The following is a 14,062-nucleotide window of genomic DNA, read 5'->3' as shown; positions in this document are numbered from 1 at the left end:
AGGCATTCGGTAAAGGGCTATGAAAATAAGTTTTTCTTCTTTACATCCTTTTGTGAATTTTTTCTATTATATCGGGGTGATGATACTATGTACGATGTGTCTTCATCCTCTTTTTTTAATTGGAGCAATAGTATTAATTATTATGTTAAATGTGATGCAAGGAAATAGCGAAAAGATAAGAAAGATGCTACCGAGCACAATTGTTTTCTTTTTTATGGTAATTTTATTTAATTCGTTATTAACGCATAGAGGTCGAACTACGTTGTTTTGGTTAGGTGATAGCCGTATTAAGCTTGAGGCGATTATGTTTGGAATAGTAATGGGGTTATTACTAGTTGCAGTTATGTTTACGTTTGCGTCATACAATGATATTATTTCCAGTCATAAATTTTTATATCTGTTTTCAAGAATTTCACCGAAAGTTGCATTGTTAACGATGATTACAGTGAGATTTGTTCCTTTGTTTATAAGGCGATTAAAGAAAATCACACTCATTCAAAAGACGAAAGGTGTGCAGGTAGATTCAGGTTCGATAATTGAACGCGTCAAAAATGGTATGCAATTGCTGCAAGTATTATTAATTTGTTCATTGGAAGATGCACTGCAAACGGCAGATTCTATGCAAGCTCGTGGATTTGGTGTAACGAAACGTACGACATATATTCGCTATAGAATGGAAAAACGAGATTGGTATACGCTCAGTTATTTAAGTATTCTATTTATAATTGCTATCATATGTAGTACGTATGGCGGAGGAAAGTTAATCATTTATCCGAAAGTCGAATCTATTTTATTTCAGCAATACGATGGGATGATGTTTATCGTATTTACGATGTTTATTAGTTTACCAATTATAATGGAAGGAAGGGAATGGTTATGGTGGCGCATGCAGAAATAAACAATTTATCATTTGTATATGCTGATGAAAACGAAAAAGCGTTACAGCATATTTCTCTTTCTGTTCAAAAAGGAGAGTTTATTGCACTTGCCGGCGGATCAGGATCCGGGAAGACGACTTTATTAAAACATTTTAAAAAAGAATTACTTCCAATTGGTAAGCGTACTGGGGATACATATTATGATGGTACTTTATTAGAAAATGTACCTGATTTGTTATCTGCTCAAGAAATTGGTATGGTATTTCAAAATCCAGAAAATCAACTCGTAATGGATACAGTTATTCAAGAATTAGCATTTTCTTTAGAAAATATTGGGTTACCATCACATATTATTCAAAAACGAATAGCAGAGCTTATTAGCTTTTTAGGATTTCAAGATTTATTGCATCAATCTGTTCACACGTTATCTGGTGGGCAAAAGCAACTTGTTAATTTAGCTGCGGTATTAGTTATGCAGCCGAAATTGCTATTATTAGATGAACCGACAGCGCAGTTAGATCCAATTGCTGCAAAAGAGTTTTTAGGATTATTAAAACGGATTAATGAAGAACTTGGAATTACGATTATTTTAAGTGAACATCGTTTAGATGAAGTTATCCCGCTTGCAACACGCGTTGTTTGTATGGATAATGGCTGTATTATGTATGATGGTAGTCCTAAAACTGTTATTACGAATATGTGGGGAGTAGAAACATTCCGTCCATTTATTCCGCAAATTCCAAGGCTATTTTTAGAGTGGAATGTGAGAGATATTCCGTTTACGGTGCGAGAGGCGCAAATGAAAATGAATAATTTTTCAGCGATATCATATGTAAATGAGCCAATAGCACAAAGTGAAAAGCAAGAGGTAATTTTAAGCGCAGGGCATATTTCGTTCCAGTACGAAAAAAATAGTCCGCTTATTTTACGTGATTTATCAGTTTCGATTGAAAAAGGAAAATGGGTAGCGCTCGTTGGGAAGAACGGTACAGGTAAGTCTACACTGTTAACGATTTTAGCAGGATTACAAAAAGCGAGAAGAGGGAAAGTAAAGTGGAACGGAAAAGTGATACATAAAATTGATTCGAAAGAACGGTTTAAAAGTATTGGGTATGTATCGCAGCATCCATATTATCATTTTACATTTGATACAGTGTGGGATGAGGTGTATGAACGTGCACGTGAATTATATGGAGAACAAGGAAAAGAAATAGCAGAAGATACGCTAAAACAGTTTTGGTTGTATTCGCTTAAAGAACGCCATCCGCATGATTGTAGCGGAGGAGAGCAACAACTTCTTGCATTATGTACAACGTTATTATCAAAGCCAACGCTATTATTACTTGATGAACCGACAAAGGGGTTAGATCCATGGAAGAAAGAAAGAGTAGGAGAACTATTTAGGGAGCTGCAAAAAGAAGGTACAACAATTGTAATGGCAACGCATGACATTGAGTTTGCAGCGAAATACGTGGATCGATGTATGATGTTATTTGATGGAGCAGTCATTATGAATGATGCACCGAAAGAATTTTTTAGTGGTAACTTCTTTTATACAACATCTATTAACCGATTCATTCGAAAAGAATTGCCATATGCATTAACGTGGGAGGATGTGTACGAAGCGTGTCCAAACGATATGTTGCATTCATAATATGTATTTTTGCAGTAATAATAGGCACATTACTCTTTACTACACTTATTATGGACGGTTATTACATGTTAAGTAGTTTGTTTTTATTAGTTGTTATTATGTTACCTTTCTATATCCGTTTTGAAAGGAAGGCGTTTGTTTCACGTGAAATTGTTCTCGTTGCTGTATTAGCGGCAATTGCAGCAGTTAGCCGCGTACCATTTTCTATTTTACCGAGTGTACAACCAACTTCTTTTGTTATTATCGTTTCTGCAATTGTGTTTGGAAGTGAAGCGGGTTTTATGATCGGTGCAACAGCAGCGATTGTGTCTAACATCTTTTTAGGGCAAGGTCCGTGGACGCCGTGGCAAATGTTTTCATGGGGTATGATTGGTTTTATAGCTGGATTATTGCGTAATACATTTTTAATGAAAAAGCTATGGGGAAGACTCCTGTACGGATTGTTTGTTGGATTTTTATTTGGCTGGATTATGAATTTCTGGGGACTTCTCGGTTTTATACGAGAGGCAACGTGGGAAACAGTCATTTCGTATTACATCGCAAGTTTTTATTTCGATTTGAGCCATGCAATTTCGAATGTTGTCTTCTTACTATTATTTAGTACTTCTTGGATTACGATTCTCACAAGATTTAAAAAGAAATACGGTATATTAGATAAGCATAACATAGCATAGAAAAGCATACTCATATAAGGTAGGGTCGCGACTTACATATTCGTTTGCCTCTTTCATGCTTCTTACATATTGTAAGGAGCATTTTTTATTGTCAAAAAATAGTCCAATATATATCCGTTACTATATAAAATTATTCGTATAATAATAGGTGAGAACTATTTTCAAAAGGGAGGTGTATAGTTAATGAAGTTAGTTATTCCGAAGCAACATGGTGCATGGGCGATGCTTGCTATACCATTTCTATTAAGTGTCATACTTGGAAAACCTACTATATATCACATTCCATTGTTTATAGCTTGGTTCTTTATCTATTTAGCTACGTATCCATTCCTTATGTACATAAAACAAAAACGAAAAAAAGAGTATTTACATGCTTCAATTGTATATTTTATTATTGCGTTCGTATTTGGGATGATTTCTCTATTATATGAATGGCGCATTCTTTTATTCGTAATAGTCATGATTCCACTATTTATAGTAAATATGCATTATGCTCGTCAAAAAAATGAAAGGGCACTATTAAATGATATTTGTGCGATCATTGTGTTTTGTGTTGGTGGGTTAATTAGTTATTATTTTTCAATGAAACAAATCGATCATACAGCATTATTCATTGCACTTATTTCATTCTTATACTTTTTAGGTAGTACGTTTTATGTGAAAACGATGATACGTGAGAAAAATAATCCGAAGTATCGTTTTATATCTTGGGGTTATCATATTCTATTAACAATCATTGTATTTGCAATTAATCAGTGGTGCTCACTTATTTTTATACCAAGTGTCATTCGAGCCATTATATTGTATGGCAAAAAAATTTCTATTATAAAAGTAGGGGTTTTAGAAATTGTGAATTCTGTATATTTTTTAATCATAACGGCAATAATTATGAAGTATGCCATTTGAAAAAACTTCCCACCTTATGATGGGAAGTTTTTTCAATCTTGTTCTAAAATGTGAACGGTGTAATCGCAGCGTTGAATAGCTTGTTCGATCGCATAAAGGGATTGCTCAATACGAGCGCGATTAAAATCTTTTTCAACAGTCTGTAGTGCTTCTTCTAAACAATGTTTTGCTTCTTGTAATGATTGAAAAGAATCTTGTACATATCCGCGAGCATTTTGATGCATTTCATAATCCTCCTTGCATATTCATATATGTATAGTATGAACAGTAAAGAAGAAAATATTATTTGTTATATTTGTTTGACAATTAAAATGAAATTACGTATAGTAAGAATTAAGTGAATATTTTCTTATCCAGAGAGGTGGAGGGACTGGCCCGATGAAACCCAGCAACCGCGATGCAGGTGCTAATTCCAGCAGAACATATTTGTTCTGGGAGATAAGACGAAGATATATACGTAACTTCTTCTTATCGGAGAGGTTTTTTTGTTGCAAAAAAACCGATTACGAAAATTTATATTAAGAAGAAAGGGGTTGCGCATTGCTGTGACACTCGAAAAATACGTAAAACTGCGTAGTACAGTTTATGAATATATGATAGAGCAAGATAAGCCAATATCATTGTTAGATATTCAAGAACATATCGTTTCGCATCATGAAGGAAAATTCACGAAAAAGATGTTACATCAATTTTATTTATCAAGACTATTAGATGAACTGAAACTGGATGGGAAAATTACATTAGCTGATGAATATCTCTATACTGAAAAAGGGGTATTTTATAAGGCGAGAAAAGGGAGCTAAGCTCTCTTTTTTTTAAAATAACGGAGTATGTAGAGTAAAAGACTGCTTAAGCAGCCTGATACAGGGAATGGTGTTGAGTGTGTAGTGTCAAAAATTGAATGTGCCTGAAAGAGGCAATTCGTATCGGCTGCAAATGAAAAGAGACACCTTCGCCGAATAGGTGTCAGTCGTTTTGCAAAATAGACTTGCTATTTAACAGTTCTTAGAATAACATGCAGGGTTTTGGAAGTCAAAAGGGAATTAAAGGAAGGGGTACAATTATGTACGCTTACTTATTAAAAGATATAACGAAATGGATCCCAAAGTACGTTGTAGATAAGGGAAATGAATATTATGAAGATGGACATGTAGAAGATGTTGAAATACAAGATAACAAAGTGTTTGCTTTCGTTACTGGAAATGCAGGGAATTATGAAGTAGTTATCGATCTCGAAGATTTTTCAAAAAGTAGTTGCGAATGTCCGTATGAAAATTATTGTAAACATATGGCGGCAGTTGTTTATGATATTCAAGGTGCTGGTGAGAGTAAGGTGAAAGAGAAACTGAAAGGTTTAGAAAAGGAAGAGTTACTTACTGTATTAAATCGTTTATTACAAAGTTCGAAAAACATGCAAATTGTAGAGAAGATGTTAAAGAAGGGGAAACTTTAACTTATAGAGGGAGTTGTTATGTAGTGAACGTACTAATTGTATACGCTCATCCTAGTCCTTCAAGTTTTAATGCGGCGATTTTAAATCATGTGCAAAAAGGACTACAGGAAACAAATCATTCAGTTACCGTACTTGATTTATACAAAGAACAATTTGATCCAGTCCTCGTATTTAATGATGAGAAGAAAAGACGTGATTTAGTAAATGAAGAAGAAACAGCTCGATACAGAACGTTAGTAGAAGAAGCAGATACAATTCTATTCATCTATCCAATATGGTGGTGGGGGATGCCAGCTATTTTAAAAGGTTTTATTGACCGTATTTTCGTAGCTGGATTTGCTTATAAATATGAAGGGGCTCTGCCGAAAGGATTATTGCAAGGGAAAAAAGCGTGGGTTATTAATACGTTAGACTCGCCTCTATGGTACGTCGCATTGTTATATCGATCAGCAGATTGGATTGTGATGAAGAGAGGTGTTTTACGTTTTTGTGGCATTCGTGATATAAAACGGTCAGTGTTTCAATCTGTGAAAAGGAGTAAAGTATCAAAGCGCGAAAAATGGTTATTACAAATAGAAGAAAAGGCTCGTACATTATGAATGAAGTCGATCGTATTATAAACTGTTGTCAGTATGATAACGAACTTTTTCGAAAGTATATTACGTGTTTACTTCAATTGAAAAAATGCAGCGATACATTTCAACAAATTCAAATAGAGTTAAGAAATGATTATTTAATAAGAGGAATTTGTGAAAGAGAAGTAGATGAGGTAGTAAGGGGAAGTAAAGAATATGAAACATATTTTCTTCCTAAAGCGTTACAGTGGAATTTTTTGAGGGAACATCCACACTTGATCGGAAAAATTTGCGAAGATTTTTTTGCATTTGAGTCATTACACCTTACGGACATAGAGTGGAAGACAGTTATAAATTGCATGGGAAATAAATGATTTATTATGTAAAAAAGCTAGTATAAAACTAGCTTTTCGTTTAAATAAATAAGAAGCATAGACTAATGATAAAACCCGCATATAGTAAGTTCACAACACAAAATCCCATAATGTCACGAGCACCTAAACCAGCTATCGCTAATGCTGGTAATGCCCAGAAAGGTTGAATTAAATTCGTCCAAGCATCGCCCCACGCAATGGCCATTGCAGTTTTTGCAGCAGGTACACCAAGTTCAGCGCCAGCTGGAATCATAATTGGTGCTTGCACGGCCCATTGACCGCCACCAGATGGAACGAAAATATTAACGATGCCAGCACTTAAAAAAGTAAAGAGCGGGAAAGTTGATTCGTTTGAAATGCTAATAAAGAAATTAGAAATAGCTCCTCCAAGTGAAAGTCCTTCACTATTTGCTCCAATCATCATGCCCATAATTCCTGCGTAAAACGGAAATTGAAGTAAAATGCCAGAAGCACTTTTCGTAGAGTCTGAAAAAGCGCGAATATACTGAATCGGAGTGCGGTGGAAAATAAGTCCAGCAATTAATAACATAAAAATCACGATATCGAGAGTAAGATTAAATCCTTTCGTATAAAAGTAATTGAAAATATAAATGAGACCTAACAATCCAACACAAAGTGTAATAATGATGCTATTTTCCATTTTTTCAGCGAATGTATTTTTTTCTACTTCTTGAGCAGCAGCTTCTTCATGGAACACGCTAGGATCTACAGTTATCGTATGTTTTTCATCTGGATGCATCGCTTTATTAATGAGAGGCATCGTAACGAGAAAAATAATAACTGGAACGAGAGCGTATGGTGAGAATAACGTTTCTGTTATCGGAATCGCCTCTTTAATACTTCCAGCAGTCGTTTTAATTAACGTTTCGCCGCCTGTTGCTAACGTAAGAGGAATAGAGGCAGAAAGACCGGCATGCCAAATGAGAAATCCAGAGTAAGAAGAGGCAATTGCTAGTCTATAATCTAATCCTTCTAATTGTCTTGCTACTTCTTTTGCGTATAAAACAGATACAACAATTCCAAAGCCCCAGTTTATGTATGCACCAAGTAAACTTACAATGGAAATGGCAATAATACCTTGTCCATTCGTTTTCGGTAGTCTGGCAGCTTTCGTTAATCCTTTTTTAATAAGAGGAGCATTTGCTAAAGCAGATCCAGTCACGAGTACAAGTGCCATTTGCATAGAAAAGGCGAGGAGTCCCCAAATTCCATTACCCCAGTGATTAATCATTTCTACAGGTGTTTGGTGAGTCGCAAACATACCAAAGAAGATAACGAAAACAGTTAGTAAACATGATAAAATAAACGGTTCTGGCAAGAAGCGCTGCACTAAGGCGACGCAACCATTTGTAAAGGAACGAAACAAAATAGATCAACCTCCTTATGTATATGTATTACAATTATTCGAGGTTGTTTGAATAATACCCTTTAATATATAGAAAATTCAGATATTTATTCCGGTTGTTTTTATTTGTTGAACCGTTATTTCATTGTGTGTTGAAGTATAGTGCAACCATCTGTTTCAAACATTGCTACTCTTAAGTTACATCATGCTACTTCTCGATTCTTACGGATTTTTATAATCTATAGTAAAAATAAAGTTATAGGAGTTGAAATTATGGAGTTCTATAAAAAGCTAAAAGAAGAACGTTTAAAGCATAACTTATCACAAGAAGAACTAGCTCTTAAATTAAACATTAGCAGACAATCAATTTCTAAATGGGAGCTTGAAAAAGGCTATCCAAATATTGAAACACTTATTGCATTAAGTGATTTATTCAATATTAGCATTGACGAATTAATTAAAGGAGATGATTTCTTGAAAGACAAAATCATTAAAGAAGGAAAAATGGGGGAATTAAAAATGACAGATCAATTCAAATGGTTATATGTAGTGAGTTCAATTTTAGTAGTATTTTGGCTTTTTGTACTGCCTTGGTCCAATTTATCCGGTCTAACATTAAGCATAATTAATCTCATAGCTGTTATTTACTTTGTAATAGTCGTACACTACATCAAAAATAATAAGAAAAAATTTTTAAATTAAATTTTAAAATGAAAGCCGACAGCCAGTGAGAGTATGAATATTATCCAATTGCTGTCGGCTTTAGTTAATTCAGATTTAATTTGAATTTTGGATACTCGAATTGTTGAAGTAATGGTAGTATCTCCATGCCTATCAAGTTAAAACCTTATACCAACCCCAGAACGGAATTTTTGTACAATTTTTTTGTTGTTTAGCAATCAGTCCAGATTGTTGAATAAAATGTGTTGAAATCAAATAAATAAGCCACTTAGGAGGTGGAATTGCTAATGAAACAACAAGAACAAGTTATCTTTCGTGAGGTTCAGCGGCCACAACAAATTTGGATATGGATACTCATATTAGGGATCGCCATACTGATGTGGTATGGATTTATTCAACAAATTATCTTTGATATTCCGTTTGGAGATAAACCAGCTCCTAATGGTGCATTAATTGTCTTGTGGTTAGTTTTTGGGATTGCTTCTCCTATATTAATGCTTGGGGTATTGAAGCTAATCATTGAGGTTCGTGGAAAAGGTCTTTATGTTCGTTTTGTACCTTTTCATTTTCAATATAGGGAGTATCTCCTCAAAGATATACGTCACTATGAAAGTATTACTTACAGTCCGTTAAAAAGATTTGGAGGATGGGGAATTCGTTTTAATTTTAATGGTGAAAAAGTCTATAACATGAATGGAAAGAAAGGCATAGAGTTAAAGTTGATATATAATTCAGTTGTAATAGGTACTCAAAAACCGGACGAACTAAAAAAAGCATTGGACTCGGCAAAACAGCATAATGAAAATTAAACTGTAGCAAATGAGCGCTTTAATGGAGGAGAGGTCACAAAAATAATCAAACTCTTTTATGATGGAAACATTCATTACGTGATTAGTAAATTCAAACATAATAGCCAATGTGTTACTAACGATTATTTGGATTTTATTGACACTCTTCGTAACTTTTTATTGGATTGCTAATAAAAAGTTTAATTATGAATAACCATGATGAGGATAGTAGATTTACGAATGCTTTTAAACCTGGAATAATATAATGGATTCAAATATAACACCGAAATAAGAAAAAGCTTCCACTACTGTGGAAGCTTTTCTAAATGATGTGAAATATCAATATACATATTTGAGTAAACTGAATGTATTTCATTACTTGGCGTAGCGTTAGAAGAGAAGTGGACAATTACCATATTTGCTTTCGGATCGATGTAAAGTGTTTGTCCGTAACTACCTAACACTTCAAAAGCACCCTGTTCATTGTGGGGAATCCACCATTGATTATGATAAGAAATGGAAGCTCCAGGGCTAATTGCAAGTTCACCTTCTTGGACATTTTTTATATCTTCAGTAATAGAAGAAGGGAGAATTTGTTTTCCGTTATATTCCCCGTTGTTTAATAGTAATTGCCCGAATCTCGCCATATCTCTAGCAGTTGCATTTAAGCCAGCGCTTGCTTGTTCTATTTTCGTTTCATCTGTAACGTAATACGCGTTTTCTTCCATACCAATTTGAGACCAAATTCGTTCGCTAACATTTTCAGCTAATGATTTACCAGTAATAGTTCGAATAACCCAAGCGAGCGTTTCTGTTGATCCGTTATTGTAAGAAAAGGCAGAACCAGGCGGTGCAGTTTCTTCTGCTTCTTGTAACATATCATAAATTTTCATCGGACCGTCGTAATTTTTGCCGCGGGGTAAAATATTGCTAGCTAAATATAATTGTGCATCTTGATTTTCTAGCCCAGGCTGCTCATATCCGTGGGTCGGGTATTCTGCTGAAACTTGCATGTCCATTAATTGCTGAAGTGTCGCTTTTCCGAACGGTGTGTTTTTTAATTCTTTTATGTAAGTGTCAGCTGTTTTCTCTAAATCGATACGATTTTCTTCAGCAAGAGATTGTATAATTGCCCCGGTAAAGACTTTTGCTAATGATGCCATACCATGAGGTTCATTCTGTTTATACCCATTGAAATATCGTTCATAAACAAGTTGTCCATTATGTACAACGACAAAAGCATCCGTTTTGTTATCGTCTAAAAGTTTTTTTAGAGGAGTTGTATTTCCGAATCTACGCTCTACAGCAAAATCGTCTAAGTTTTGCAATGCGGAAGGGAAGTGAGCAATTTGGTCAGGATTGTTTTTTACGTTATTAACTAAAGTGAATTCTTTCATATGTGTATACGACCAACGTAAGTAAGGGTCATTTAACCAGTTTTCTTTTGTCACATTATGTTTTGATGGGGTCGTTTTATTTTGTTTGAAGTAAGTAAACCCAAGCCCTGTAATTACAAATATGAATGTTAGTAAAAGTAAGAGTAGGGGAGATTTTTTTAGTTTCATATATGGCCCTCCTTTTTATTTCTACTATAAGTATACGCTCGTCTTGAAGGAAATACAAAATAAGGAAAGTAAACGGGGAAGTTTACTTTCCTTATTAACGTTAAGCGGAAATTTTTCCGTCTGTAGGTTGTTTTTTGAATTTTTGTTTTCGTCCGTGTAATCCATAATATAAAAGTAAAGTGAAAGCAACGATAATAGCTGCGATAAAATACATATTATGATAACTAGATTTCGCTGCGACAATACCTAAAATGAAAGAACCAAAGCCAATACCACTATCAAAGAATGAGAAATACGTAGCTGTCGCAGAACCACGTCTATGGTTTGGAGCAGCAGAAATCGCAATCGTTTGGAAACTCGGAATTAATGTTCCGTAACCTAAACCGATTAGCATACCTGCGCCAAGGAACCAAAATGAAGTTTGTGCTTGGCTTAATATGAACATTCCGATTGTGAAAATAATGATAGCAGGGTAAACAAGTACATTTTCACCGAAGCGATCAAAAATCTTTCCTGTAAATGGACGAGAAATGACAACGACAAGTGCATATACAATGAAGAAATAACTTGCAATTTCACTTAACCCGAGTTCTTTCGCATAAATAGGAATAAAGGATAAAATACCACTATAAGAAAAGGCTAAAACAAATCCTGTAAGTGCAATCGGAATAGAAGATGGTTCGATTAAGTCTTTCCATTTCATTTTTTCACGTTTTTGTTTGCTCACAGGTGCTTCATGCGGAATATTTACAAGTAGTCCTAATAAAAATGCAAGTAATGAAAATACGGAACAAACGATAAATAACACAGTAAACGAAAAATGAGAAATAATTGTTAAACCTAAAAAAGGACCAATTACCATCGGCAGACTCATAAATACGCCGAAATATGCAAGTGCTTCGCCTCGTCTATGAGCTGGCGCAACATCAGTTACAATCGTACCAGTAGCTGTCGTTGCCATCCCGAACCCAATACCGTGTAAGAAGCGAAGGGCAAGTAATAAGAATAAACTTTGCGCACCGAAATACATAACAGTAGCGGCTAAAAATAATGAAAGTGAAATAAATAATATTTTCTTTCTTCCTAAATCATCGAGCCATTTTCCTGTGAATGGTCTACATAAAACAGAAGAAATAAGAAACACAGTTGCAACTAAACCAATTTCCTCAGGTTTTCCTTTTAGGCCGTCTATTACATAGACAGGCAGAGTAGTCATAAGCATGTAAAATGTTAAGAAGAGAAATAGACTACTAAAACAAGTTCCGAGGAAATCCTTCGTCCAAAGTTTCTCACTTTGCATCGTCATCCCTCCAATTTAATCTAAATTTTTAATAATTTGTTGTAACACTTGAAATGCTTGATGTAAATCATCTTCATTAATACCTTCTAGCGTTTTTTCTTCGAAAGTATCAACTTCTTCTTGCCATACTGGAATCATCTTTATCGCTGTTTCGGATAAAGAAATGAGCTTCTCGCGGCGATCTTTACCTTCTGTACGAATAATCCATCCCATCGTTTCCATACGTGTTAACGTACGAGTCATCGTTGGTGATTCAACATTTAAATATTGGCATAATTCTGTTTGCGTACAAGAACCAGTTTGATTAATGCGGAAAATAACAGCCCACTGCGCACTAAATAACCCAGTTGGAGATACACGTTCATTAAATTTCTTCGTAAACTTTCGAGAAGTCTGGCTGACGATATGAAAAAAATGTTGTTTTTCGTCCATGTATTTTGATCCTTTCAAATTAGTTACCTAGCTAACTATATACTTTTTTATAATAATTGTCTAGTAATAGACATGTTGATTTATGTAAAAAATTCTTATAGGTTTTATGTTGCGAACGTATATTCTACGTGCTATTCTTTAATTAAGTAAAGAATTTTCTTTCTATTAAATAGAATGGGGGAACTTGTGATGATTAAGCCTGCAACAATGGAGTTTGTTTCACTATCGAACGGAGAAACGATTGCATATCAGGAAGTTGGAAGGCGAAATACAGATATTCTTGTACTCATTCACGGGAACATGACATCGTCACAACACTGGGATTTAGTTATTGAAAAGTTGCAAGATCAATACCATATTTACGCTCTTGATTTAAGAGGGTTTGGACAATCAACGTATAATCAGTCCATAGATTCATTACAAGACTTTGCAGACGATGTAAAATTATTTATCGACGAGTTAAAGCTAGAGAAATTCTCATTAATGGGCTGGTCAATGGGCGGTGGCGTTGCGATGCAATTTACAGCGAATCACCCAACTTTTGTAGAAAAGTTAATTTTAGTAGAATCAGTAGGAATGAAAGGATACCCAATTTTTAAAAAAGATACGAATGGGCAGCCGATTGTATCAAGTTTAGTAAAGACGAAAGAAGAAATTGCGCAAGATCCAGTACAAATCGCTCCAGTATTAGATGCGATAAAAAATATGAACAAACTATATTACCGTACAGTATGGAATCTATTAATATATACACATAATCAACCTGAACCGGACCGTTATGAAAAGTATTTAGATGATATGTTAACGCAACGTAATTTCGTAGATGTGAATTATGCGCTCATTACATTTAATATTTCAGATGAACATAATGGGGTTGTAGAGGGAAGTAAACAAATTCATCGTATTAAAGCGCCGACACTCGTCATACAAGGTGATAGAGATTATGTCGTACCGCAAGTAGTCGGTGAGGAATTAGCGAAACATTTGCCAAATGCAGAGTTGAAGGTATTAGAAGATTGCGGTCACTCGCCGTTTATTGATTGTTTAGATGTATTTATAAAACATGTAGAGGATTGGTTAGAATAGAAATAATCCCCGAAATGAACAGTATTGCATATACTATAACATTTGTATGTTAAAGGGGAGATTATCAATGCATCAACCATTTTTCATCGCTTATGCGCCATATAATCATTACGCATATACAAAAATGATGATAAACCCGCTGTATATGCAAGTTTCGCCAGCTGTAGTTCCTTTACAAATGCAATATCCGCAGCCACCAATCGCTAACGCACAGCAATACTTATATGGAACTGCATTTTATAAGAATCCGTATTTCAAGCAATTTCATAACAATGTGAAAGCGCAAGTTTGGGAAGGGTAGGAAGCTAAAAGGTTCATTCTTTTAGCTTC

Annotated in this window: 17 protein-coding genes and 1 riboswitch; of the genes, 12 read left to right on the top strand and 5 right to left on the bottom strand. The window is 34.7% G+C overall.

Translation table 11 applies throughout. The features are described 5' to 3' along the window. Window positions 1-19 precede the first annotated feature (19 nt). The 4 genes from ACUXVC_RS16605 to ACUXVC_RS16590 all read left to right on the top strand — a co-directional run bounded on the left by ACUXVC_RS16605 (window position 20) and on the right by ACUXVC_RS16590 (window position 4,112). On the top strand, window positions 20-898 hold the full coding sequence (locus ACUXVC_RS16605; RefSeq protein WP_446025767.1) for an energy-coupling factor transporter transmembrane component T: 879 nt from the start codon (window positions 20-22) through the stop codon (window positions 896-898). Then, window positions 871-2,532, top strand: a complete 1,662-nt coding sequence (locus ACUXVC_RS16600; protein WP_446025766.1) for an ABC transporter ATP-binding protein — start codon at window positions 871-873, stop codon at window positions 2,530-2,532. Before ACUXVC_RS16605 ends, ACUXVC_RS16600 begins: the two co-directional genes overlap by 28 nt. Then, a complete protein-coding gene (locus ACUXVC_RS16595; RefSeq protein WP_023522507.1) occupies window positions 2,505-3,206 on the top strand; it encodes an ECF transporter S component in 702 nt (233 codons plus the stop codon). The genes ACUXVC_RS16600 and ACUXVC_RS16595 overlap by 28 nt, the downstream gene beginning before the upstream one ends. A gap of 183 nt (window positions 3,207-3,389) precedes the next feature. Beyond that, a complete protein-coding gene (locus tag ACUXVC_RS16590) occupies window positions 3,390-4,112 on the top strand; it encodes a YwiC-like family protein (RefSeq protein WP_446025765.1) in 723 nt (240 codons plus the stop codon). 32 nt (window positions 4,113-4,144) lie between these two features. Here ACUXVC_RS16590 and ACUXVC_RS16585 read toward each other — a convergent pair whose 3' ends face one another. After that, the gene (locus ACUXVC_RS16585) at window positions 4,145-4,336 is read right to left on the bottom strand and encodes a hypothetical protein (RefSeq protein WP_000554029.1); all 192 of its coding nucleotides are present in this window, start codon (window positions 4,334-4,336) and stop codon (window positions 4,145-4,147) included. Window positions 4,337-4,458: 122 nt separating this feature from the next. Further along, window positions 4,459-4,557: riboswitch (SAM riboswitch) on the top strand. Window positions 4,558-4,597: 40 nt separating this feature from the next. On the opposite strand from ACUXVC_RS16585, the gene ACUXVC_RS16580 reads away from it, so the two are divergent. The 4 genes from ACUXVC_RS16580 (at window position 4,598) to ACUXVC_RS16565 (ending at window position 6,514) form a co-directional block, all read left to right on the top strand. Next, a complete protein-coding gene (locus tag ACUXVC_RS16580) occupies window positions 4,598-4,915 on the top strand; it encodes a hypothetical protein (protein WP_002094089.1) in 318 nt (105 codons plus the stop codon). Window positions 4,916-5,175: 260 nt separating this feature from the next. Continuing rightward, on the top strand, window positions 5,176-5,565 hold the full coding sequence (locus ACUXVC_RS16575) for an SWIM zinc finger family protein (RefSeq protein WP_446025764.1): 390 nt from the start codon (window positions 5,176-5,178) through the stop codon (window positions 5,563-5,565). Between the two features lie 23 nt (window positions 5,566-5,588). Beyond that, window positions 5,589-6,164, top strand: coding sequence for an NAD(P)H-dependent oxidoreductase (locus ACUXVC_RS16570; protein ID WP_446025763.1), 576 nt, complete (start codon window positions 5,589-5,591; stop codon window positions 6,162-6,164). After that, a complete protein-coding gene (locus ACUXVC_RS16565) occupies window positions 6,161-6,514 on the top strand; it encodes a type I restriction-modification system subunit M N-terminal domain-containing protein (protein ID WP_120460013.1) in 354 nt (117 codons plus the stop codon). Before ACUXVC_RS16570 ends, ACUXVC_RS16565 begins: the two co-directional genes overlap by 4 nt. 40 nt (window positions 6,515-6,554) lie before the next feature. On the opposite strand, the gene ACUXVC_RS16560 is transcribed toward ACUXVC_RS16565, so the two are convergent. Continuing rightward, window positions 6,555-7,901 carry a short-chain fatty acid transporter gene (locus tag ACUXVC_RS16560; RefSeq protein WP_446025762.1) on the bottom strand — a complete coding sequence of 449 codons (1,347 nt, stop codon included), beginning with the start codon at window positions 7,899-7,901 and terminating at the stop codon, window positions 6,555-6,557. 252 nt (window positions 7,902-8,153) lie between these two features. Between ACUXVC_RS16560 and ACUXVC_RS16555 the strand changes: the two genes are divergently transcribed. Together ACUXVC_RS16555 and ACUXVC_RS16550 are read left to right on the top strand one after the other, a co-directional pair. After that, window positions 8,154-8,582 (top strand): helix-turn-helix domain-containing protein, encoded by a 429-nt coding sequence (locus ACUXVC_RS16555; protein WP_327642349.1) that lies wholly within the window; start codon window positions 8,154-8,156, stop codon window positions 8,580-8,582. A 266-nt stretch (window positions 8,583-8,848) separates the two neighbouring features. Next, a complete protein-coding gene (locus tag ACUXVC_RS16550; protein WP_446025761.1) occupies window positions 8,849-9,370 on the top strand; it encodes a DUF6141 family protein in 522 nt (173 codons plus the stop codon). Window positions 9,371-9,654: 284 nt separating this feature from the next. Here ACUXVC_RS16550 and ACUXVC_RS16545 read toward each other — a convergent pair whose 3' ends face one another. The 3 genes from ACUXVC_RS16545 to ACUXVC_RS16535 all read right to left on the bottom strand — a co-directional run bounded on the left by ACUXVC_RS16545 (window position 9,655) and on the right by ACUXVC_RS16535 (window position 12,646). Further along, window positions 9,655-10,914: a serine hydrolase domain-containing protein gene (locus ACUXVC_RS16545; RefSeq protein WP_095690505.1), complete on the bottom strand. Its 1,260-nt coding sequence runs from the start codon at window positions 10,912-10,914 to the stop codon at window positions 9,655-9,657. A 100-nt stretch (window positions 10,915-11,014) separates the two neighbouring features. Continuing rightward, window positions 11,015-12,214: an MFS transporter gene (locus ACUXVC_RS16540; protein ID WP_001190333.1), complete on the bottom strand. Its 1,200-nt coding sequence runs from the start codon at window positions 12,212-12,214 to the stop codon at window positions 11,015-11,017. A gap of 15 nt (window positions 12,215-12,229) precedes the next feature. Then, window positions 12,230-12,646 carry a MarR family winged helix-turn-helix transcriptional regulator gene (locus ACUXVC_RS16535; protein WP_000343680.1) on the bottom strand — a complete coding sequence of 139 codons (417 nt, stop codon included), beginning with the start codon at window positions 12,644-12,646 and terminating at the stop codon, window positions 12,230-12,232. Window positions 12,647-12,835: 189 nt separating this feature from the next. Between ACUXVC_RS16535 and phaZ the strand changes: the two genes are divergently transcribed. Next, window positions 12,836-13,732 carry an intracellular short-chain-length polyhydroxyalkanoate depolymerase gene (phaZ, locus tag ACUXVC_RS16530; protein ID WP_095690506.1) on the top strand — a complete coding sequence of 299 codons (897 nt, stop codon included), beginning with the start codon at window positions 12,836-12,838 and terminating at the stop codon, window positions 13,730-13,732. A gap of 67 nt (window positions 13,733-13,799) precedes the next feature. Next, window positions 13,800-14,033 carry a hypothetical protein gene (locus ACUXVC_RS16525; protein ID WP_141241014.1) on the top strand — a complete coding sequence of 78 codons (234 nt, stop codon included), beginning with the start codon at window positions 13,800-13,802 and terminating at the stop codon, window positions 14,031-14,033. Window positions 14,034-14,062 lie beyond the last annotated feature (29 nt).

It is taken from the genome of Bacillus sp. N6 (assembly GCF_052805735.1).
The sequence above is the reverse complement of the archived record's forward strand: the minus strand, read 5'-3'. Positions and strand labels throughout refer to the sequence as shown.